At 67.0% G+C, this 24,492-nt stretch carries 6 protein-coding genes and 3 pseudogenes; 4 read left to right on the top strand and 5 right to left on the bottom strand.

The window, feature by feature from the left end:
* Positions 1 to 5: 5 nt before the first annotated feature.
* The 3 genes and pseudogenes from E4A48_RS16690 to E4A48_RS21455 all read left to right on the top strand — a co-directional run.
* Positions 6 to 14,099 carry a hemagglutinin repeat-containing protein gene (locus E4A48_RS16690; protein WP_260607981.1) on the top strand — a complete coding sequence of 4,698 codons (14,094 nt, stop codon included), beginning with the start codon at positions 6 to 8 and terminating at the stop codon, positions 14,097 to 14,099.
* Positions 14,100 to 14,101: 2 nt separating this feature from the next.
* Entirely contained in the window at positions 14,102 to 14,599 is a 498-nt protein-coding gene (locus tag E4A48_RS16685) for a hypothetical protein (protein ID WP_221887384.1), read from the top strand.
* 337 nt (positions 14,600 to 14,936) lie between these two features.
* Positions 14,937 to 15,653: pseudogene (locus tag E4A48_RS21455) on the top strand (hemagglutinin repeat-containing protein); the annotation flags it as partial.
* Between the two features lie 377 nt (positions 15,654 to 16,030).
* Here E4A48_RS21455 and E4A48_RS16675 read toward each other — a convergent pair.
* Positions 16,031 to 16,741: pseudogene (locus tag E4A48_RS16675) on the bottom strand (alginate lyase family protein); the annotation flags it as partial.
* 326 nt (positions 16,742 to 17,067) lie between these two features.
* Between E4A48_RS16675 and E4A48_RS16670 the strand changes: the two are divergent.
* On the top strand, positions 17,068 to 17,721 hold the full coding sequence (locus tag E4A48_RS16670) for a YceH family protein (protein ID WP_142742816.1): 654 nt from the start codon (positions 17,068 to 17,070) through the stop codon (positions 17,719 to 17,721).
* Positions 17,722 to 17,932: 211 nt separating this feature from the next.
* On the opposite strand, the gene E4A48_RS16665 is transcribed toward E4A48_RS16670, so the two are convergent.
* The 4 genes and pseudogenes from E4A48_RS16665 to E4A48_RS16655 all read right to left on the bottom strand — a co-directional run bounded on the left by E4A48_RS16665 (position 17,933) and on the right by E4A48_RS16655 (position 24,479).
* A complete protein-coding gene (locus E4A48_RS16665) occupies positions 17,933 to 18,475 on the bottom strand; it encodes a DinB family protein (RefSeq protein ID WP_142742815.1) in 543 nt (180 codons plus the stop codon).
* 3 nt (positions 18,476 to 18,478) lie between these two features.
* Complete coding sequence (locus tag E4A48_RS21260; protein WP_230812408.1) at positions 18,479 to 18,625, bottom strand: hypothetical protein; 147 nt, start codon at positions 18,623 to 18,625, stop codon at positions 18,479 to 18,481.
* A gap of 83 nt (positions 18,626 to 18,708) precedes the next feature.
* Positions 18,709 to 18,783: pseudogene (locus tag E4A48_RS21640) on the bottom strand (GNAT family N-acetyltransferase); the annotation flags it as partial.
* Positions 18,784 to 19,298: 515 nt separating this feature from the next.
* Positions 19,299 to 24,479 carry a transducer protein car gene (locus tag E4A48_RS16655; protein ID WP_260607979.1) on the bottom strand — a complete coding sequence of 1,727 codons (5,181 nt, stop codon included), beginning with the start codon at positions 24,477 to 24,479 and terminating at the stop codon, positions 19,299 to 19,301.
* Between the last annotated feature and the right edge of the window lie 13 nt (positions 24,480 to 24,492).

Here is a 24,492-nt window from a genome sequence, read left to right as displayed (position 1 = left end):
TGGCGATGGACAAGGATTCCGCTGGCATGGGCACCACGATGGCCGAGCGCTGCAAGCGCGCACTGGCGATGCTGCTGTGCTGCACCGTCACCTGGACCTCGCTGCCGCTCTACGCCCAGGTCGTGCCGGTCGCCAATCCCGGCGGGCAACAGCCCGGCCAGCAGGCTGCGGCCAACGGCGTGCCGGTGGTCGATATCGTCGCCCCCAACGCGCGCGGCGTCTCGCACAACCGCTATTCGCGCTTCGACGTCGGCAGCAACGGCCTGATCCTCAACAACAGCGGCAACATCTCCAAGACCGAACTCGGCGGCTATATCGCCGGCAACGACAACCTGAAGAACAGCGGCGCGGCCACGCTGATCCTCAACGAAGTCACCTCCAGCGCCAGCCGCCTGCAGGGCTATACCGAAATCGCCGGGACCAGGGCGCAACTGGTGATCGCCAACCCGAACGGCATCAGCTGCGACGGCTGCGGCTTCCTCAACGCCTCGCGGGTCACCCTGGCCACCGGCACGCCGCAACTCGGCAGCGACGGTGCGTTGAACGGTTTCAGCATCACCGGCGGCGCACTGAGCATCGGCAGCAACGGCCTGGACGCGTCCAACGTCGATCGCCTGGACCTGCTGTCGCGCCAGCTCAGCGTGGGCGGCTCGGTGTGGGCCAAGGACCTGCTCGCCAGCACCGGCACGCAGCGCATCGGCTACGACGGCATGCTGCTGGAACTGCTGCCGGGCAGCGACGGCGCGGCGCCGTCGATCGGCATCGACGTGGCCTACCTCGGCGGCATGTACGCCGACCGCATCCGCCTGATCGCCACCGAAGCCGGCGTCGGCGTGGTCAGCCGCGGCACCCTGGCCGCGCAGAGCGGCAGCCTGCAGATCGACAGCGCCGGCCAGCTCAGCCTGAGCGGCAACACCGTCGCCCGCGACGACGTGGACCTGCGCGCCGCGGGCGCGTTGACCCAGCAGGGCACGCTCGGCTCGCAGCAGGCCGGCATACGCCTGCGCGCCGCGCAAGTGAGCCTGAGCGGCGACACCGTCGCCAGCGGCCTGTTCGACGCGCGCGCCAGCGGCAGCGTCGACCATCGCGGGCGCAGCAGCGCCGGCGCGATCAGCCTGTTCGGCTCCGAACTCGACGCCGGCGGCACGCTGTACAGCAGCGGCACGCTGAGCCTGGACGCGAGCGGCAGCCTGCGCAGTAGCGGCGTGGCCTACGCCGGCGGTGCAGTGGCGCTGCGTGCCGGCGGCAGCTGGCTGCAGAACGCCGGGACGCTGCAGAGCGGCGGGGCGATGAACGTGCAGGCGGCGCGGATCGATGCTGCGGGAACGCTCGATGCCGGCACCGGCCTGGGCTTGCGCAGCGATGGCGACATGCGCCTGTCCGGGTTGGTGCAGTCCTGGCAGGACGCCGCGCTGCAGGCCGGCGGCCGCCTCGACAACGCCGGCCAGCTCAGCGCCGGCGGCCGCGTGCACATCACCGCGGCGGCGATCGGCAACGGCGCCAAAGCCGTGCTGTCCGCCAGCGGCGACCTCGCCCTGGCGACCACCGGTACGCTGGACAACGCCGGCACCGTGTACGCCGGGCGCGACCTGCGGATCGACGCGGCGGCCTTCGCCAATGCCGGCAGCAGCTATGCCGGCCGCAACGCGGACATCGCCAGCAGCGGCGCCATCCGCAGTGGCGGCAGCCTGGTCGCCGGCGACGTGCTGCGCGTGGACGCGGCGCAATTCGCCAGCAGCGGCGAACTCGGCAGCCAGCGCGGCGCCACCAGCCTGCGCAGCCGCGGCGATCTCATGCTGGACGGCGCGGTGGCGGCGAAGGGCGCGCTGACCGCGCAGGCCGCAGGCGACCTGCACCAGTCCGGCACGCTCAATGCAACCAGCGCGCAGCTGCAGGCCGGCGGCGACGCGCTGCTGGATGGCACGTTGAAGACCGACGGCGCCTTGCAGTTGAGCGCCGACGGGCAACTGCGCAGCACCGCGACCATCGTCGCCGGCGGCGACGCCGATCTGCACGCGCAGGGCGCGCTGCTGCAGGCCGGGCAAGTCCAGGCGGGCGGCGCGCTGCGCCTGCAAGGCGCGGACATCGACCAGTCCGGCGTGCTCGACGCGGGTACCACGCTGTCCCTGCGCAGCGGCAACGGCATGCGCCTGGCCGGCACGCTGCAGGCGCGCGGCGACGTGTCGCTGGACAGCGCCGCGGCGCTGCAGAACCAGGCGCAGGTCGTGGCTGGGGGCAACCTGGCGGTGGCCGCCGGCAGCCTGGACAACGCCAGCGGCGCGGCATTGTCGGCGAGTGGCGATGCCACCATCGCCAGTGTCTCCACGCTGCGCAACGCCGGCAACGTGCATGCCGATGGCGCGCTGCGCCTGAGCGCCGGCAGCTTCGCCCAGACCGAGACCGGCAAGGCCTACGGCGGCGCGAGCCTCGACCTCGCCGCGACCGATGCACTGGACAACCGCGGCGACCTGATCGGCGGCGGCGATGTGCACATCGCCGCCGGCAGCATCGCCAGCAGCGGCCAGCTGGGTAGCCAGCATGGTCAGCTCGCGCTCGACAGCCGCGGCGACCTCAACCTGGACGGCGTCGTGGTCGCCGCCGGTGCCTTGCGCGCCGCCGCGCTCGGCGACCTGCAACAGCGTGGCACCGTGCAGGCGCAATCGGCGCAGTTGCAGGCGGGCCGCGATCTGACCCTGGCCGGCACGCTGCGCAGTGCGACGACGCTGCAGCTGCAGGCGCAGCGCGCGCTGCGCGTGGACGGCCAGGCCGTCGCCGGCGGCGATCTGGGCATGCGCGGCGACAGCGTCGCGCTCGGTCAGGACGCCGTGGTGCAGACCGCCACGGCGCTGCAGCTGGACGCGGGCACGATCGACAGCCGCGGCGCGCTGGATGCCGGCACCGATCTGAGCCTGCGCAGCAGCGGCGCCATCGCCCTGTCCGGCATCGCCCAGGGCGGGCGCGATGTCGCGCTGCAGGCGGATCAGGCCTTGGACAACCAGGCCCGCGTCTTCGCCGGCCGCGATCTGACCCTGAGCGCGGCTAGTGCGACCAACCGGGCGCAGGGCGAACTCTCGGCGCAGGCGGCGCTCGACGCCCACGTGCGAGGCGCACTCGACAACGCCGGCACGCTGCAGGCCGGACAGGCGCTGAGCCTGAGCGCAGGCAGCCTGCAGCAGAGCGGCCGCGCCTACGCTGGCGACACGCTGACCGTGCAGGTCGATGGCGCACTCGACAACCGCGGCGACCTGATCGCCAAGCGCGATGTGCGCGTGGAGGCCGGCAGCGTCGCCAGCAGCGGCCAGCTCGGCAGCCAGGAGGGACAGCTGCTGGTCGATAGCCGTGGCGACGTACAGCTGGACGGCAGCCAGATCGCCGCCACCGCGCTGCGCGTGCAGGCAGTGGGCGATCTGCAACAGCGCGGCACCACCAGGGCGCAGTCGCTGCAGTTGAGCGCCGGGCGCGACCTGAGCGTCGCCGGTTCGCTGCAAAGCGCGGCGAATCTGCAATTGCAGGCGCAGCGCGCGCTGAATCTGGATGGCCAGGCCGTGGCCGGCGGCGCTGCGCAACTGAGCGCGGCGAGCATCGCCACCGGCAGCAACGCCGTGCTGCAGAGCGCTGCGGCGATCACGCTCGACGGCGCAAGCATCGACAGCCGCGGCGCACTCGATGCCGGCACCGATCTGAGCCTGCGCAGCCAGGGCCAGCTGACCCTGGCCGGCATCGCCCAAGGCGGCGGCGATGTCGTGCTGGAGGCCGGCGCGGCGTTGGACAACAGCGCCCAGGTCGTCGCCGGTCGCGACCTGCAGGTGAGCGCTGCCAGTGCGGTCAACCGTGCCAGCGGCACCCTGGCCGCGGCGGACACGCTCGACCTGCGCGTCGCCGGCCTGCTCGACAACGCCGGTCGCCTGCGCGGCCAGACATCCCTGCTGCTGCAGGCCGGCAGCTTCCAACACAGCGGCGAGCTGTACGCGGGCCAGACGCTGGATCTGCACAGCGCCGGCGCGCTGGACAACCGCGGCACGCTGATCGCTGGCGGCGACCTGCGCATCGACGCCGGCAGCCTCGGCAACAGCGGCCAGATCGGCAGCGAGACCGGCAAGGTGACGCTGAGCAGCCAGGGCGACATACAACTAGGCGGCAGCGTGATCGCCGCGCAGGCGCTGAGCGCCAGCGCGCTGGGCGATCTGCAGGTGGATGGCGCACTCAAGGCGCAGTCGGCCACGCTCGCCGCCGGCCGCGACCTGAGCGTCGCCGGCGGCGCGCAGACCGCCGCCGCGCTGGAGTTGCAGGCACAGCGCGCGCTGCGTGTCGATGGCCAGGTCCTGGCCGGCGGCGATCTGCACCTGAGCGGCGCCAGCATCGCCACCGGTACGGCCGCGGTGCTGCAAGGCGCCGCGGCCGTGACCCTGCAAGGCGGCGCGATCGACAGCCGCGGCACGCTCGCTGCCGGCACCGACCTCAGCTTGCGCAGCGACGGTGCGCTGGCGATCGCCGGCGTGGCGCAGGCCACGCGCGACATCGCGCTCGATGCCGGCGCAGCGCTGAGCAATGCCGGCCAGATCGTGGCCGGTCGCGACCTCAGCGTCGCCGCGCACAGCATCGACAATGCCGCCAGCGGCACGCTGGCCGCGCAGGGCGCGGTGCAACTCTCCACCCCGGGGACCCTCAACAATGCCGGCAGCCTGCAGGCCGGCCAGGCCATGAGCCTGGACGTCGGCACGCTGCAACACAGCGGCCGGGCCTACGCGGGCGATCGCCTCACGCTACGCGCCAGCGGCGCGGTGGACAACCAGGGCGAACTGATCGCCAGACATGATCTGCAGGTGGACGCCGCCAGCATCGCCAGCAGCGGCCAGCTCGGCAGCGAGACCGGCCAGGTCGCGCTGACCAGCCAGGGCGACCTGCGCCTGGGCGGCACCGTGGCCGCGGCCACGCAACTGCAGGCGCAGGCACAAGGCGACCTGCTGCAGTCGGGCAGCCTCAGTGCGCAGGCGTTGGATCTGCACGCTCGCGACATCGCCCTGGCCGGCCAGGTCACGGCTGCGCAGGCGTTGCAGGTCCAGGCCCAGCGCGACCTGCGCCTGGACGGGCAAGCCAGCGGCCAGGCCGCGTCGCTGAGCGCGGGCGCGACATTGAGCACCGGCAGCCAGGCCGTGCTGCACAGTGCCGGCGCGATTGCGCTGACCGGCGCACGCATCGACAGCCAGGGCGCGCTGGATGCCGGCACCACGCTGGCGCTGACCAGCAGCGGCGATCTCGCGCTCGCCGGCATCGTCCAGGCAGCGACGACGTTGAAGCTGAGCGCCGGCGGCGCACTGAGCAACGCCGCCCAGGTCGTGGCCGGCACCGATCTGACGCTGACCGCGGCCAGCGTCCACAACGCCGCCAACAGCCTGCTCGCCGCGCAGGGCGATGCCACCCTGACCGTGAGCGGCGCGCTGGACAACGCCGGTGCGCTGCGTGCGCGCCAGCGCCTGCAATTGGATATCGGTTCGCTGCAGCAGACCGGGCGCAGCTACGGCCTGCAGCGCCTGGGCCTGACCGCCAGCGGCGCCGTCGACAACCGCGGCGACCTGATCGCCGGCAGCGCGCTGCGCGTGGAAGCGGCCAGCGTTGCCAGCAGCGGCCAGCTCGGCAGCGAAAGCGGCGACGTCGCCCTGGTCAGCCACGGCGATCTTGCGCTGGGCGGCACACTGGCCGCGGCCGGTGCGTTCAGCGCCCAAGCCGGCGGCGCGCTGTCGCAGAGCGGCACGCTCAGCGCGGCGACCACGCTGCAACTACAGGCGCACGGCGACCTGACCGTGGCCGGCAGCCTGTCGGCCAACCAGCTCACGCTGACCAGCGATGCCGCGCTGCTTCAGCGCGGCATCGTCAACGGCAGCAACATCGCCCTGCAGGCGCAGCGCATCGACAACGCCGGGCAGACCCTGTCCAGCGGCAACCTGAGCCTGCATGCCGGCGACATCGCTATCGGCGGCGTCGCCGCCGCCGGCGTGCGCAGCGACGGCAGCCTCGGCAGCAGCGGTGCGCTGGACCTGCGTGCCGACCGCATCCTGAGCGCCAGCGGCAAGCTGATCGCCGCCGGCAACCTCACCGCGCAGGCCACCCAACTCAACCTGGCCGGCAGCACCACCCGCGTCGGCGGCGATGCCAGCCTGACCGCGAGCAACGGCCTGGACCATCGCGGCGCCGATCTGCTCGCCGGCGGCCTGCTGACCGTGCGCGCCGGCGGCAGCTTCGACAACAGCACGCTCAACGGCGTCGGCGGACAACTGCAGGCCGCACGCCTGGATCTGGGCGCAGCGTCGTTGCGCAACACCGGCGGCACGCTGGTCCAGAGCGGCAGCGGACAGACCCGCATCGCCATCACTGGCGCGTTCGACAACGGCAACGGCAAGCTGGCCACGAACGGCCAGGACCTCAACCTCAGCGCAGCCTCGTTGAACAACGCCCAGGGACGCATCGAACACGCCGGCACCGGCACCGCGACCCTGAGCATCGGCGGCGCCGTCGCCAATGCCGGCGGCCGCATCCTGAGCCAGGGCCAGCTGCAACTCGGCGCCAATGCCGGCATCGACAACCAGAACGGCGCGATCGCCGCCGCCGGCGACGCCACGTTGACCGCGGCCAGTCTGAGCAACGTCGGTGGCAGTGTGTCGGCCCGCGGCGTGAACGCCCAGCTCGGTGGCGCGCTCGACAACCGCAGCGGCGTGCTGCAGGCCGCCGGCGGCACCCTGACCGTGCGCGCCGACAGCCTCGACAACCGCAGCGGCACGCTGCAGGCGGTTGCCAATGGCGGCAGCGGCGGCGATCTGCGTGCCGATATCGCGCACACGCTCAACAACGATGGCGGCCTGCTCGGCGCCAGCAACGACGCCACCGTTGGCGCCGAAAACCTCAGCAACAGCGCCGGCACCGTCCAGGCCGGGCGCGACCTGGCGCTGACCGCGCGCGGCCAGCTCGACAACCACCAGAGCGGGCGCATCAGTGGCGGCCGCGATCTCACGGTCGCGGTCACTGGCGCGCTGCTCAACAGCGGCGGCCAGCTCGACAGCGGCAACGCGATGACCATCTCCGGCAGCCGCATCGACAACAGCCAGGGCAGCATCGCCAACAACGGCGGCGGCCTGACCCAGCTCAGCACCGGCGGCGAACTGCGCAACGCCGGCGGCAGCCTGGGCGGCCGCGGCCGCGTCGTGCTCAACGCCGCCAGCGTGGTCAACAGCGATGGCCAACTGGTAGCGGGCGGCGACCTGGTCGCCAACAGCAACAGCTTCGACAACCAGCGCGGCAACGTCTACGCGGGCAATACGTTCCAGCTCCAGCGCGCCGGCGCCACGCTCGACAACCGCAGCGGCACCATCAAGGCCGAGCAGGCGGTGCGCCTGAACCTGCAGAGCCTGAGCAACAGCGGCGGCCGCATCGGCGCCGGCAGCAGCGCCGGCGGCGCCGGCGACGTGGTCATCGACACCGTCGGCTTCGACGGCGGCGGCAACATCCTCGCGCAGAACCTGCTCGACCTGACCGTGCGCAGCGACTACACCCACACCGCCGGCGCCGACATCACCAGTAACGGCGACTTCCGCCTCAACGTCGGCGGCAACCTGGTCAACGCCTCCGCGCTCAAGGCCGCGCGCAGCCTCAGCGTGACCGCTAACAACATCAGCAACCGCGCCGGCGCGACGATGCAGGCGGCCAATACCCAGTTGACGACCGGCGGAACCATCGACAACGCCGGCGACATTTCCGCCAGCAACAATCTGCAGCTCACGGCCGGCAGCATCTACAACACCGGCAGCCTGGTCGGCGGCAACGTACTGGTGGACACCGGCACTCTGGTCAACGGCGCCGACCTGGGCAGCGCCACCGACAACGCCGCCTACGGCTCGGCGTTGATCGGCGCCACCAACGGCATGACCCTGCTGGTCCGCGACCAACTGCTCAACCGCGACGCCAAGATCTTCAGCCTCGGCAACATCGCCATCGGCGGCGCGCGCGACGGCAGCGGCACGATCACTTCGCGCACCGGCGTGCTCAACAACCTGTCCGGAAGCATCGAGGCCGACGGCAGCATCCTGATTGCGGCCAATCAACTCAATAACCAGCGGCGGGTGCTGAGCACCAAGACAGGGCCGCTATCCGATGCCGAGAGGGCCGAAGCGAATGCGGAGATGCCCAGCGAACTCATCGAAGGTCGAGGTATCACCTATCCCAACGTGTCTTACTACATTCGCGTTCCATACAAAGGCAAAAGCCCGGGCGTTTATCGAGAATATTCGGTCGAAGAACGCGAGAGCCTGATTGCCGCCAGCGCCGAGGGCCGTATCGCCGCAGGTGGCAACATAGCCCTGTCCGGGAGCGTGATCAATAATGCATCGACAATCGCTGCCGCAGGTGGATTGTGGATCAATCAACGGGGCGTTGCCGGGCTTTCCGATGCAATGATCAGCAACGGCGAGGTTGTATCGAACCAAGCGTTGGCACTGAATCAGAAAGTGATCCAGCACGATGTCGAACACAAGGTGATCGCTTATATCGATGACTGTGCCGCCACCACCGTCACAGGTCCGAACGCACGCAAGAAGCCGATATGCGGGTATGAGAATGAGACCAATATTCTCTCCAGTACCACGGTAGATTCCAGCTACATCGCCCTTGCCGCCAACATGACCGGTGGGCAAGGCGTCTCGATCAACGGTGCCACCATCAACAACGGTGCCGTCGGCAGTGATGGGCGCAGCATCAGCGGCGCCGCGTTCAACGCCAGGCAAGGTACGGCGCTGAGCCGCCGTAGCGCGCAGAGCGCCAGCGGCGTCGGCAATAAAGCCGTGCAGGCGCAGACCGGCAAGGCCGCTGGCGGGGCAACGGTCAACAATCGCATCGTCAGCGCCAGCATCGGCCCGATCCGCATCGACGACGAACAGGGCGCGCTGGTTAAAAGTACTGAGACATCCGCGGTCGATGTTCATGCGCAAGGCGTACAGGCAGCGCTCACCGGCAGCGGCGACGCCACCCGTAGCCAGATCCAGGCCGGTGGTGCACAGGCCGTGCTGGCCGGCAGCAACGTCGCCGGCCAGCGCCAGCAGATCGACCCCGGCACCGGCACCGTGCCGCAGGTGGTCGGCGGCATCGGCGCCCCGCTGGGCAACATCACCTTGCCCATTGGCGGTCTGTACCGCCTGGTCGGCGCCAACGGCGCCAGCGTCAACGCGCTGGGCCGCGCCGCCAACGGCCTGGGCGGCGTCAACGCCAACCGCAGCGCCGGCCCCGGCCGTCGCTACCTGATCGAGACCGATCCGCGCTTCGTCAATTACGACACCTTCATCAGCAGCGACTACCTGCTCGACAAGCTCGGCGTGGATCCGCAGTGGACCCAGACCCGCCTGGGCGACGGCTTCTACGAACAGCGCCTGGTGCTGGACCAGATCACCCAGCTCACCGGCCGCCGCTACCTGGGCAACTACGCCGACGGCGTGGCGCAGTACCGCGCCCTGCTGGACGGCGCCGTGGCCGAGGCCGGCGCGCTGCACCTGGATGTCGGCGTGGCGCTGACCGCCGAACAGGTCGCCGCGCTGACCCACGACATCGTGTGGATGGTCGAACAGGAATACCAGGGCCAGAAGGTGCTGGTGCCGGTGGTATACCTGTCGTCCAGCACCGCGCTGACCCTGCGCAGCGATGGCGCCCTGCTCGCCAGCGACAACGGCGACGTCTCGCTCAACGCCACTGCCGGCCTGAGCAACAGCGGCACGATCAGCGGCGTCAATGTCAGCGCCACCGCCGGCAACTTGTTGAACCAGGGCCGCATCGCCGGCACCGGCACGGTGGCATTGCAGGCGAAGCAGGACCTGCTCAACCTCGGTGGTCAGATTGCCGGCCGCAACGTGCTGCTGAGCGCGGGCAACGATCTGCTCAGCACCACCCGCGACGCGTTGGCCGGTGGCGATATCCGTTCCGGCATCAGCGCCGACAACACCCTGCTGATGAATGCCGGCCACGACCTGACCCTCACCGGCACCGCCGTGCAGGCCGGCAGCAGCGCCGCGCTGCAGGCCGGCAACAACCTGGTGCTGCAGCCCACCGCGCTGCGCACCGAAAGCGGCTTCACCCGCGGCGGCGACGCCACCAGCCTGACGGTGGGCCAGGACCTGTCGTTGCTCGCCGGCAACGACCTGCAACTGCACGGCGTAGCCATCACCGCTGGCGGCGACGCCGCGCTGCAGGCAGGCCACGACCTGTCGCTGACCCCGGTCGCCGATGCCAACGGCAAGGCCACGGTACGCACCAGCATCGTCACCGACGGCAGCCTGCAACTGGCGGCCGGCCACGACATCACCATTCGCCAAGCCGAAGTAAAGGCCGGCGGCGACCTGATCGCCGCGGCCGGACACGACCTCAATGTGACCTCGGTGCTGGGCGAGAGCACCACCACGACTGACCACAGCCGCCAAGGCAAGACCAAGGTCACCACGACCACCACGACCCAGGACATCGACCAGCAGGCGCTCACTGCCGGCGGCAACCTGATCCTCAGCGCCGGCAACGACGTCAACCTGGTGGCCGCCAAGCTGGACGCGGGCAAGGGCCTGGCGGTGGTCGCCGGCCACGACCTCAACAGCACCACGCTGACCACGGTGGACAGCAGCGACACGCTGGAGACGCGCAAACGCTTCAAGCAGACCACCAGCACCAGCGACGAGACCGTCCACGGCACGGAGTTCAGCGCCGGCAGCGACATTGCCATGCAGGCCGGCCACGACGTCAACCTCACCGCAGCCACGGTCTACACCGACACCGGCAGCGTGTCCGTAGCCGCCGGCCACGACGTCAACCTGCTCGCCGCGCAGGAACAGCACGACGCCGAACAGGACATGCAGAAGAAGAAAAAGGGCTTCCTGTCCAGCAAGACCACCACCACGCACGACGAGTGGCACGACAGCACGGCAGTGGCGACCACGCTCAGCGGCGACAGCGTGCAGATCGCGGCCGGCAACAACCTGCTGTCGCAAGGCGCACAGGTCGCCGGTACCGGCGACGTGGTACTGGCGGCCGGCAACGACCTGACCCTGGAGACTGCACAGAACGAGCACAGCGAGGAGCACGAGAAGAAGACCAAGAAGTCGGGCATGTTCGGCAGCGGCGGGATCGGCGTGACGTTCGGCACGCAAAAGGTGCAGAACAATGCCGACACCACCGGTGTCAGCCATACCGGCAGTACGGTCGGTAGCGTCGAGGGCGATGTGACGCTGGTGGCGGGTAACCGCTATAGGCAAACGGGTAGCGATGTACTCGCCCAAGCCGGTGACATCACGGTGAAGGCCAAGGACATTGCCATCACTGAGGTGCAGGACACCACCGACGCCGAACAGCGCAGCAAGTTCAGCCAGGGCGGCTTGTCTGTCACGCTCAGCTCGGCGGCGATCAGCCTGGCGCAGTCGGCCAATGAAAGCTACAAGGCGAGCAAGGACACGAAGGGCGACACCCGCATGCAGGCTTTGGCCGCGGGGTCGGCCGCCTATAGTGCGTACGGCGCGGCCAGCTCGCTGGCTCAGACCGGCAGCGCGCTTGCCAGCGGCAGCGCGCAAGGGGCGGCTCAAGGCGCCAACGTCAGCATTGCGGTGACCATCGGCGGCAGCAAGAGCGAGAGCAAGAGCACTCAATCCGCGAGCGAGGCAAAGGGTTCCAAGTTGCAGGCTGGCGGTGATGTCAGCCTGATCGCCACCGGCGGCGGTGACGCGAGCAATCTGCTCATCCGTGGCAGCGATATCAGTGCGGGCAACAACGTGCTCCTGGTAGCCGATCACGATGTGACCATCGAGGCGGCAAAGAACACGGCCGAACAGCACAGCACCAGCAAAAGCAGCAGTGCGGCGATAGGCGTGGCGGTCACCTATGGCGCCGATGGATTTGCGGCGGGTGTGACGCTAAGTGCCAGCGGCTCGCGCGGCAAAGCCAACGGCGAGGATGTCAGCTACACCAACAGTCATGTGGCCGCAGGCAACGCTGCCACGGTGATCAGCGGCAATGACACCACGTTGAAGGGTGCACAGTTGTCTGCGGACAAGGTCGTAGCAGACGTCGGCGGCAATCTGAACATCGAGAGCCTGCAAGACACCAGTACCTATGCCAGCAAGGACAAGAGCATGGGCGGCAGTGTCACCTTCGGCATGGGGTTCAGCGCCAGCGCCAGCTACAGCAGCAACAAGGTCAACGGCGATTACGCCAGCGTAGGTGAGCAGAGCGGCATCCAGGCCGGCAACGGTGGCTTCGACATCAAGGTAGGCGGTAACACCGACCTGAAGGGCGCGGTGATCGCCAGCAGCCAGGAAGCGATCGACGAAGGCAAGAACCGCCTGAGCACAGGGACGCTGACCTATAGCGACATCGCCAACAGCAGCAGCTACGACGCCAAGGGCATCAGTCTGTCGGGTGCCTACAGCTATGGCGGCGCGAGGGGGGATGACAAAGCTAAGGGCACGGACGGACAGACGGCCCCGACCACCAACAACGGCAGCAACTGGTCCTGGCAGAACTTCCAGACTGGCAGCAGCGGCACCGCAGCCGGCTACGGCCATGAGAGTGGCGATGCCACTTCCACTACGCACAGTGGCATCAGTGGTGGAGCGCTGGTCATCACGGACGAAACAGGCCAGCAAGCCAAGACGGGCCAGAGCGTGGCAGATACGTTGGCAGGCCTGAAGCGGGATGTCGTCACCGGTGATGGTGCAAATGGGCTGACCAAGCAATGGGATGCGCAGCAACTGCGTGATCGCGTTGCGGCGCAGGCGCAGATCACCGCGACGTTCGGGCAGCAGGCGACAAAGGCGGTTGGTGATTACGCACAGCACAAGACGGATGAGGCTGCAGCGTTGCGGCAGCAGGCCGACGCGACGAGCGATCCGGAACAGAAGGCGCAACTCACGGCGCAGGCCGAGCAACTGGAAAGCCAATGGGGGGACAACGGTACGCTGCGGGTGTTGTCGCATACCGTGGTCGGAGGGCTAACGGGCGGCCTGGATGGCGCGACGGGTGCCGTTGCCGGCACGCTGACAGCACCGACAGTGGCATCGGTACTGAGGGACGCAGGCGTTACGGGTCCGCTGGCAGACGCGCTGACTGCATTGGCATCGACAGCGGCTGGTGCGATGACTGGTGGCACATCGGGTGCTGCGACGGCCAGCAACGAGGTGGCGAACAACTATCTCAGCCACGAAGAAGCAGCTCGGAAGGCTTTGCTTGAGAAAAAGCAAAGCGATGGGTCTATTAGCGATTTAGAAAAGAAAGAACTTGCAGACATTCAGCGTGTAGATAGTGCAAGAGATAAGGCAATAACTGAGGCGTGCGCTCCAGGGAACAAGGCAAGCGCTGCTTGTGTGAGTTTGGCGCAAGGAGCCTTAGACGCCGTAGAAGGCTACGAAAGTGGGCCTAATTGGATGATTTCCTACAAGAATCTCTATTCGAAAGATGCTGCAAACGCCAATAAAATAGCGTCTGGTTTGGATCCTGAGAGTAGGATTTGGGACACAAGCATAGCCAGGATTGCTAAAGACAGTGGGCGTCCTTATGACGCTGTGGCCAAGGATTTAGGGTACGCAATGGCCGCTCAGACTTTGGTAGCAACTTTGGCAGGGCTTCGCTATTCGAGAGGCGGTGCCTCAGAAGCTATAGTTGATCTTCCAGAGTTAACGGTTACAGCAGATAGTTCTAGTTTAGTCAGGCCAACTCCCAGGCAATCTGAAATAGATGTTGGGTCAGGGCTTGGTCCAGGTGCTCGATCACAAGTCAGTTTCAAAAATGGTCAAGAAGTTCCTTATGGAACGAAGAACAGTGTTCGCCCTGATTGGTGTGTTGGAAATGTTTGCAGCATCGAGGTTAAAAATTACAACATTGCAAAGAATCAAAGGGGACTGATTGACAACATTTCTAAGCAAGCGTTGCAGAGAGTGACGGACTTGCCTGCAGGCATGCAACAGAAAGTAGTTATTGACATTCGGGGTCAAAATGTAACTATGGCAGAGAAAAATGAGATAATTAAAAGTATTATGCAAAAAACTAATGGTATAATTGGGCCCACCGACATAGATTTCAAAGACAAATGAGAATGATCGGAATTAACGGCGGACATACAACATATGATTTGGGGACGCCATCGGATGTTGTGCTTTTTTTTGACTGCATAAACGCTTTTGTTACAGAAAAATATCCTGGTAAAGAATGGGGGCTATTAACGGATCGGCTTTATCGGAGATATCTGCGGTTTGATGATTTGGAGAGGTGCTCTGAGCTGATGGGGCTGGTTAAAATTTCATTTAACGAAATTTCAGCGTCATCCATTGAGTGGAATAAGTCAATTTTAGATGGCGATAGTAAGACGTTACTGGCTTTTAGAAGTTCTAATTTGAGTGGCGTTTTTTACAACTATTTCGAAGCCTTTTCAAAGGCCAAAGAATCCGCCACATCATTTTACGGTGAATTCAATATATATCAGCCGGTTAGAATTCTAGTTTCAGATTTTCCGAATTTGGTTATTGAAAAAATGAGGCCATTGAAAGATTATGATAGTCTTGAGCAAGATGCTACGCCCTTTTGGCTTCAATGAATAAATCAATATATTCGTTTTAACGGGATGTTGGTTCTGGTAGCCTGTTCGCTGCCAGTACCAGCAGATCGACCCCGACCCCGGCACCGTGCCGCAGGTGGTCGGCGGCATCGGCGCCCCGCTGGGCAACATCACCTTGCCGATCGGCGGTCTGTACCGCCTGGTCGGCGCCAACGGCGCCAGTGTCAACGCCTTGGGCCGCGCCGCCAACGGCCTGGGCGGCGTCAACGCCAACCGCAGCGCCGGCCCGGGTCGCCGCTACCTGATCGAGACCGATCCGCGCTTCGTCAATTACGACAACTTCATCAGCAGCGACTACCTGCTCGACAAGCTCGGCGTGGATCCGCAGTGGACCCAGACCCGCCTGGGCGACGGCTTCTACGAACAGCGCCTGGTGCTGGACCAGATCACCCAGCTGACCGGCCGCCGCTACCTGGGCAACTACGCCGACGGCGTGGCGCAGTACCGCGCCCTGCTGGACGGCGCCGTGGCCGAGGCCGGCGTGCTGCACCTGGATGTCGGCGTGGCGCTGACCGCCGAACAGGTCGCCGCGCTGACCCACGACATCGTGTGGATGGTCGAACAGGAATACCAGGGCCAGAAGGTGCTGGTGCCGGTGGTATACCTGTCGTCCAGCACCGCGCTGACCCTGCGCAGCGATGGCGCCCTGCTCGCCAGCGACAACGGCGACGTCTCGCTCAACGCCACTGCCGGCCTGAGCAACAGCGGCACGATCAGCGGCGTCAATGTCAGCGCCACCGCCGGCAACTTGTTGAGCCAGGGCCGCATCGCCGGCACCGGCACGGTGGCCTTGCAGGCAAAGCAGGACCTGCTCAACCTCGGCGGTCAGATTGCCGGCCGCAACGTGCTGCTGAGCGCGGGCAACGACCTGCGCAGCACCACCCGCGACGCGTTGGCCGGTGGCGATATCCGTTCCGGCATCAGCGCCGACAACACCCTGCTGATGAATGCCGGCCACGACCTGACCCTCACCGGCACCGCCGTGCAGGCCGGCGGCAGCGCCGCGCTGCAGGCCGGCAACAACCTGGTGCTGCAGCCCACCGCGCTGCGCACCGAAAGCGGCCTCACCCGCGGCGGCGACGCCACCAGCCTGACGGTGGGCCAGGACCTGTCGCTGACGTTCGACGGCCGAGTCGGTAGCAAGCTTAAGGCTAGGCGCAGATCCGCCGTACCGTCACCAAGCTGCGTCGCCAAGCGGGCGCTGTCGGGGTCGTAGGCCGCCGTTAGCGACAGTAACGGCAATGCGTCGCGCGGGGCGTAGGTGCTGCCGATCACATGGCCCGCTTCGCCGTTGCGCGAGCGGGCCTTGTCGAAGGCGACGTCGCTGCCGACGAATTCGGCATGGGGCTTGTCGCCGCGGAGGTAGGGCAGCAGCCATTGCATGCTATGCGCGAGCGATGCGCCGTTGCGCGCTTGCCAGTGATACAGGTCTTCGCCACGCTCGGAGAAGGCCAAGGCGAGCGTCACCAGGGGCCGCAGGTCATAGACATGGTAGGACAGCGCATCGCGCTCGATGAAGTCGATGCTCCGTCCGTCCGGTCGCAGGTTGTCGCCGATCTGTTGCTTGAGTCCATCCCTGGCGTAGGCGATCAATGCGCCGTCATCCAGCGCGATGCCGATCAGGCCGACACTCTTCAGGCGATGGCTGTGCCAGTTGTTGGTCGCGGTCTTGCGCTTGTGATCGCGCGATACGATCTCGGCGCGCGCGATGCGCCGCATCCAGTCGTCGATGTCGTGGCGGGTGCCGGTGGGGAGTTCCTTCCTGACGATGCGGTAGGCAAAGATCGCCGGCTCCAGGCCGGTCTCGTCGATGGGTTGACCGCTAGGCCGGTTCACTGCGGCCCATCGGCTGAGATAGTCGCCGGCCTTGGTCGCATAGCGCCCCTTGCCGGTCAGGGCATAGGCCACGGCCAGCGCCTGGATCTTGCGCATGTCGCCCAGGCTCGCTTCGGTGTCTGCCTTGGCGGGGTCGCCTTTCAGTCGGCCGGCGGTGCTCAGCACAGCGATGGGGTGCGCGGTATCGTGCAGTGCCGCGTCGGCCAGACGCAGTTGCGCGGTAGCCGCGTCGCTGTCGGTCCCGAGTTGGCGCCATTGCTGCTCGGTCGGCCAAAGGCGCTGCATTGCGGCGGCCGGTGCGCATGGAGAAAGCGCGAGGACAGCGATGGCGAGGCTGGCTCGCAACCCGGCGAAAGACATGGGAGGCACTTCTTGAGGCTATGACGGCTTTCGACGTGGGCGAATCTATGACGCGCGGCATGAACCGGGCATGGCTTCAGGCAAGAGGATGGGAGGCAGCGACCGTCGCTGCATCTGCCAGGCATGGCCCTGCACGCTGACGCCAAGATGGTGTTGCAAACGCATGCCTGCATGGAAGGGTGACAGGAAAATCCAAGCTGTTGCCGCACGCCGGGCTATCCTAGCCACCCCTGCCGCTCTGGTATCCCACGATGACGACCGATGCGCAGCCTCCTCTCATTCTCTCCGCCGTCGAGGCCCGTGCGCTCGGTTGCCTGATCGAAAAAGAGGCCACCACGCCGGATGCGTATCCGCTCACCGTCAATGCGACGGTGGTGGCGGCCAACCAGAAGACTTCGCGCGAGCCGGTGCTGTCGCTGAGTCCGGGCGATGTGCAGCATGCGCTGCGCCAGTTGGAAGGGTATGGGCTTGCGCGCCAGCAGTTCTCTTCGCGCGCGGTGCGCTACGAGCATCGCCTGGCGGCGGCGCTGGATCTGACTCAGCAGCAGGTGATTCTGATCGGGCTGCTGTTGCTGCGCGGTCCGCAGACGGCGAACGAGTTGCTGGCGCGGGCCGAGCGCATGGCGCGGTTCGCCGATGCCGAGGACGTGCGGCACCAGCTGGAGCGTCTGGCGCAGCGCCAGTTGGCGGTGCAGTTGCCGCGCGCCAGCGGCCAGCGCGAGGAACGCTACATGCATCTGCTCGGCGGGCCGATCGATGCCGAAGCGTTGGCGGCGTCGTTCAAGGCGCGCCCGGCGGCGTCCGGCAACGACGAGTTGGAAGCGCGGGTGCAGGCGCTGGAGGCCGAGGTGGCGGAGCTGCGCGAGATCGTTGCCGGATTGCAGGCGCAGAGCGGTAAGGCGTAGCGCCTTCGTGGCGCAGGCGGCGGCTGCAGCAGGGCGCTGGCGTCGTCGCTAGCGTGCCTTGGGCTTCGGCATCATAGCCGCGCGCATCGACTCGCCGAAGGCGATGCGGCGAGTTTTCTGCGAACCGCTCGGGGACGCTGGGCGCGTGGATCTTTCTTTCTCTCAGCATCGTTAGCGCGCATTGCTGTCGCGCCGCCGGCAACATCGATCCTCATTCGACTTCCATCTGCGCAATCAACATCAGCAGATCGGTCGCGCCCACTTCCGCGCCGGCCTGGCTGAGCAGGGTGGTGGCCTGGCCGCGGTGGTGGGTCTGGTGATTGAAGAAATGCAGCAGCACATCGCCGAAGCGCTGGCGATGGGCGTCGCCGCGAGTGTTGCGGTAGTGCAGCGTGATGTCCAGGTCCGCGGCGCTTACCTGCGCCATCCAGGTGGCGATGGTGGCGTCCAGCGTCTGGCGCTGCGTCAATAGCGCGACCAGGGTCGTGGCCTGCAGTGCATCTAGCGCGGCGGGAATCGGAGTGGCGGCGATCGCGCTCAATGCCGGATACCGTGCCGGGTGCTTGGCGAAACGTTGCAGCCAGATCGTATCGGCCACTACCAAGTGGTTGAGCGTGCCCAGTAACGAGCCGAAGAAAGCACCGCGCGCCTGCGCGACCGCCTGCTCCGGCAGCGTCGCCGCGGCCGCATACAGCCGCTCGTTCATCCACTGGTTGTAGCGCGCCAGCAACTGCAGTGATGCCAGAGCGTCCACGACTCAAGTCACCGCTCGTTGGTTCGAGGCGGACAGGTCGCGTGCGTACAGCTCGGCCTCGTGCGCATCCGCGGCGACCCGCATGCGGCCTTGCGCGGCGAAGCCGAGCGCCTGCAGCAGCCGGATCGAGCGCGTGTTGTCCGGCGCCACGATCGCGCAAAGGCGCGGCAGCGCCAGGCCGTCCTGGACGCATGGGCCAGTACCGCGCGCGCCGCTTCGCTTGCATAGCCATGGCCTTGGTACTGCTGCAACAGCGCGTAGCCCAGGTCCGGGCAAGGCAGGTTGGGGCGCAGCACCAGGTCGGCCATGCCGAGTCAGGCGCCATCGTCGCGACACTCCGCGGCGTACAGGCCGAAGCCGTTCCGGGTGTAGCTGAGTACTGCCATCGACGAGGTAGTTTCGCGCCTGCGCTGCGTCGCGCACGGGTTGCAGCAGGCGCAGACGCAAACGCACGGTTTCGATCACGGCGGGCACGGGTCTTCCTGGCAGGGACGACGAGGCCCCCAGCGTGCCGTGGCCGCCACGGCTTGGCAAGCGGGCGCGGGCCTGCGCGCCAGTGCTGTCTGCCGCATGCCGCGTCGCATGGAAATCCGAAATGCCGCGCTGGCTGCGCAGGCGCGCCTGCGATCGCACAGGTGTGGGCTGCAGTCCGCTGAAGCGGCGCCCGTGCTCGTGGCGACGGCGCCGTCGCGGCGGCCCGGGCCGACGTGTAGCGGCTGTACGTGGCGAGGGCGCGTCCAGGGGCGCCGTCACCCGGCAGCAGCCGAACTACGGGCTAGCGACCACAGGCCACGCCAGGAGATGCGGGCGTGGTCTGCAGCGGTCAGCGCCTGGTTCGGTCCGGGGAGGGAGACCACGTTTGGATTTCCGCCAGGACCCGATCGCGATCGGTCTGCGCCTCCGTGCCGCCATCTCCATAGGGATCGAGCTCGGGGCTTTGACTGCGGTCGTGCCGAGGCGACATATGCAGCGAGTACGGCAGCTGTTCCGGGTCGAGTTGTTGCGCACGCGCATGGTCGCCCTGTTCTGGCGACATCGCGCTCCATGCGGCATCGCTCGGGCGCTTGCCGCGCGGAGAAGGCGGGCCGAACTGCGAGGACCGCGCGATGGCCTGGCGCCCGATCGCCTGGGTACCGTCCAGCTGCAAGCGCTGCTGCAGGGCGCGACCGCCCGCTTCCAGCACTTCGGCGCCCTGCAGCTGGTCATAGAGACCATAACGGAACTGGATCTCCGCTTCGAACAGCTGGTGTGAGGTGCCGGCATTGGTGGACAGGTTCACAAGCGGCAAGCCTACCTGGTGACCGACCATGTTGGCGTCCGTATTGTGCACGGCGATCGCGGCAAGGCGGTACAGGTCCGGGGCGCTGCGGGCCTTGTCGAGTACGCTGCGCCAGTCCATGCCGGATGCAGTGGTTGAGATTCCCAGCATGTCGGCGTCCTGTTCCTGCACCTTGGCAGCAAGCGCGTCGTTGATGACGGTCATGGCTTGCGGCCTCATCTCGAAGACGAAGCGAACCTGGTTGATGTAGGGAATGTCCTTGAAACGGCGCAATACTTCGTCCAGGCCGGTGATCTGCCGGCGCACTTCGGCAAGGTCGCCCATCTTCGAACCCAGCCCCGAATGGCCGAGCGCATGGGTCACCACCTTGTCCAGCGATTCCCGCCCGAACATGTTCAGTTCCACGCGTGCGCCTGGAATCAGCCGGGCGCGGTGGCGTGCGGCAAGCGATTCTTCCTGCCGCAGCTCCTGCAGCAGCTGCAACACGACTGCACGCTTGATTCCCGAGCGCGAATGCCACAGCGAGCCGGCCGCCTGGCGCGTGGCGTCTCGGGCCTGCACGCTCTGCAGTCGCAACGGCGCGCCCTCCAGCGCCCCTTGTGCTTCGATGGTGCGAGCACCTTTGCCCTGGACGCGGTCGATCACGTGTTCGAGAAAGGCGATGCGTTCGCTGGGCAGTGAGGGATAGTCCAGCGAATCCAGTTCGGCGGCGCCTTCGGGAAACGTCTTGCGCAGAAGCTCGGCCATGTGTTGCCAATTGGCAGGCGTGATCGGACTCGCCGCTTTGGCATCCAGCGTGCGCTTGTAGCTGGCGGTGCCGAGCAACAGCCCGTCGGGCGCGTCACTCAATGCGGCGCCCAGCGGTAGCTGTGCATCGCCGCACGCCACGCGAACGCCCCCCAGCTGCAGGCTGCCGACATTGGTTAACGCAGTGATGAGGTTACGGAAGACGGCACCGAATGCGGTGGACGTTTGGCCGCCAGCGCTCAGGCCGAGACTGCCCTCCATGCTGAAATCGGCGCGTCCCTGAAACTCGAGGCCGATGATATCGGTCCATGCGTGATCCAGATGCAACTCCATTTCACTCCAGTGCATGCCCGCTCGCAAAGTGGCGCCGGTGGATAGGTTCCCGGAGATGGAACTGCGCCCATTGGCTGCGCTCGCCGCCGGCGGATGCGCAGGATCGGGGCCAGGCTTCTGCGCGCCATACTGGCGGCTATCACTGACGCCCGCTTCCAGCACGCTCAGCGCAGTGCTGGCATTTAAGTTGGTCTCGAACAAGTCCAGGCCGATCGCGCCTTCGTTCACGCCAGCGCGCAACAGTTTGCTGGTGTCCGGGTCATGCTGGTCGAACAGCAGTCGGGCGAATTCGGGGATCGTGGATGGAGAAAGAATGACTGCCGCGCCCACGCCATGCTGGTAAGCGCCGCCCAGGTTGAGGCTGGCGGAACTGCCCCAGCCGATCGACGATTTTGTTCCCAACGCTTTGTTTTCGTAGAGGGGCAGGCTCACCACCAGGGGATCGAGCTTGATCCTGGCGCTGGAGGTAGCGGAGATGTTGCCCTTGGCGTGGCGAACGAAGAATGCGACCAGTCCCGCGTCGCTGTCCTTCGAATCGCCGATGCGTTCGACCCCCAAGGCATGGATGGCTTCGCCGCCGGCGCCTACGTTGATCGGATTGATCTGGGCCCAGATCGGATACCCCAACGCGCCGCGCAACTCCGCCGCTTTCGAAGCGACAGAAAAGAAAGTGCTGCGGTTGAACAGATCCTGCAGCAGGTCGGTCATGCGCGAGGCCATCTCGTCAGGAGCCGCATCGGCTGGCAATCCCAGGCTCTTCAGCAATTGCAGCCGGCGCGCCGTGCCCGGCGTAGCGATTTGTTCGCGGAACGTGGCCACGACATCGTCGAAGGCTTCCAGTTCCTGCCAGGACGACAGGCCTAGCTTGGACAGGCCGCGTAGCGCGGACGCCTTCTGTCGCTCCTTGGCTTGCTGCAGCGACGGTACGGTATCGGTGCGCAGCAGCGCCTCGTACTCGACCAGGCTGCCGAGTAAGCACGCGGTACGCAGCGCGTGGGGTGCACCGCCGTTGCCGGTGGCCGGGTCGGGTTGAATCGCCGGCAGGCAGACACCGGCGGCCTTCAACTGGCCGCTGATCTTGCGCACTTCGAGCAAGAGTTCTGCCTCATGCGCGGACAGCGTCGCGGGCTGGTCCGCCGCCGCCGCCAGTGCCGCCAGGCTGCGATCCAGGGCCGGCAGCAGGTCGTCGCTGTGGCGCAGGCCGGCACGCTTGGCCGTGGTGGAGACGGCGGTCCGCGCGCTGCGCCAGCGTTCGGCGAGGCGATAGCTTGCGGTGGACGCCGTCGCTGCTGCACTGCGGTCCTTCAACGCAGAGAGGTCGGGAGCAATCACGCGCTCGCGGATGCCGATCTTGCGCAGCTCGCGCAGCAAGGTGCCGAGTTCGGCCTCGCGCATGCGCAGCAGCTGATCGCGCTGCGCTGGCGAGAATGCGCAGTGTTGCGGCTGCACCGGCCCCACCGCGGCGGCGATGCGCAACTCGGCCAAGTCCGGCAGTTCCTTGAACAGTTCGGTCGCACTGTTCATCACCTGCTGGGCATCTCCACGAAACCGGCTCAGGCGCACCTGCTGGGCGGTTTGTGGCAGCGCGATACCCACCGACCGCGCCGTGGCGCGACCGGTGGCCACGGCCGCATCGCCCAGCATTCTGGCCATGCTGCTGGCCTGCGCCTTGGCCGTGTCGGCAAACACGCTCACGGTGGAGCGTGCGGTCAGCGGATCGGTGGAAGTGGCGCCCAGCAAGGTAGTGCTCACGGCGGCATCGTGATGCCGTGTGCTGATGCGGGTGGGCTGCCGCGCATTCAAGATGGCGTTGGTCCCGGACTGGGTGCCGTCGGCGGCGGGTTCCTCCGGTGCCGGTTCGGGCGCCACGCGCGACGCTTGGCGGGTGCCGTCGGCGTCCGTCATCGACGGCAGCAGTGCATGCCAGCGGTCGCCGATGCGCAGCTGTAGCTGCCCGGTCCGCGTGCTGCGCAGCGATGTCGGCGGCTCTGCCGATGGCAGGATCAACGCCACTTCGTGCCAGGTGTCATCGGCCACATGCCGCTTCAGCTGTGGGCCGACATCGTCGACGTGGTCGAGCACGTGCAGGTGGCCATCCAGTCCGATCGCGATCGCCATCGGATGCTGCAGCCCTTTCAGTTCATGCGCCGGCTGTCCCGGCGCGATGAGATGCAAGGTATTTGATTCGGATAGAACCGCCAATGTCTGGTTAACGTGCACCGCCAGCTGCTGCACGGGCTCATCGAAGTCGGCCAGATGCATAGTGTCGACCTGCACCTGATCGGGAACGACCGCAAGTGGTCCGCCGGACGGCGTGCTGGGTGTGGAATTTGCGGGCAACCAGGTGGTGCGCCCGTCCAGTTTCAGTTCGACCAGTCGCCGTTTCCCCTCCAGTAATGCAAAGACCGAACGCCGGTCTATGAAACCGAAGGGACTGGTCTGCAGGAGATCCACTTCGGTCAACGGTGCGCCGCCGTCCCCGGTCGGCCGCGTCCACGGTTGCCCGGGCGCAGCCTGATAGTGCAGAACGCCATCGATATGGCCCAGGCGCGCGTGCCCATCGAGCAGGACCGGCTCGCTGACCTCGCTGTCCGCCGGCGCGTGCAGACCTTCGGCGCGGATCAGCAGCAGCGGCTGGTCGAGCAGGTACGCCGGGGAGAAGACGTCCTGCCCTCGCGGGCGCTGCAGCACCACACGGTTTCCTTGTTCGTGTTCCAGCAGCAAATGTACGGTGTTGTCGACGGCCAGTCCCATGCGGGTGACCACCCAACCGTCCTGATGCTGCTTGCCTTCGGGCAACTCCAGCCGCTGTGCCTGGATGCAACCGCTACCGCTCAGATTGGCGTGGTAGATGCGCCCCTTGTCATCCAGGATCAGCGCATCTTCACCGAACCCGCTGGGCAGCGGCAGCAGATCGACCGGCAGCGCCGGGCTGGGTTCGAATCCTGGGCCTGCGGCCCTGGGTCGCCACAGTTCTACTCTGCGCTTGCGCGCGTCCGTGGCATGCGATGTCAGACAGCCATCGTGCAACTCCTGCGGGATGCCGTTGGCATCGATGCGCACCAAGCTGCCAGGAGGGATCTGCGCAATCGGCGGCGTCGATGCCATTGCCGCGTGCGCGCGCCATAGCTGCCGGCCGTCGTGCACGTAAACGGCACCGTCGGCTTGCCGGCCGATCATTCGCAGCGTCGGCGCATTGTGCATGCCGAGCGGACGCAAAGGCGTCCAGCGGCCATGCGCGTCGGCCACGTGCAGATGGCCGGCGCGTTCGATGAAGGCGCAGCCGTCCGCGTCCTGCCAGATGTCGGTCAGCATACCGACCGGCGGCGCCGAGAGCTGGGCGGCGACTCGCTCGGCGGTCCGCGGTTCGCCGGCCAGCGCCTCGAGTTGCGGATCCACCGTCAGCGCGGCGACCAGCAGGCCAGGAAGGGACACGAAAAACGCTTCGTTGCGTGGTGCCAGCGGCGCGCGTTCATCGGCGGCATAGCGCAGCAACATGCCGCCATTGCCCAGGCTGGATTCGCTTTGGACGGCTGGACGACGCTCCAGCCATGCATCCATCGCACGCGCGAGCTGGCGGGTGTCGGGGGTGCCGGCCTGCACGCGTGCGCGTCGGCCGCCGGGCATGGCCTTGTTGGTGCGCATGTGCAAAGGCGGC

This window comes from Xanthomonas translucens pv. cerealis (assembly GCF_006838285.1).
Taxonomy (GTDB): Bacteria; Pseudomonadota; Gammaproteobacteria; order Xanthomonadales; family Xanthomonadaceae; genus Xanthomonas_A; species Xanthomonas_A cerealis.
Note: the sequence above shows the minus strand (reverse complement) of the source record. Positions and strands in the feature narration are given on the sequence as shown.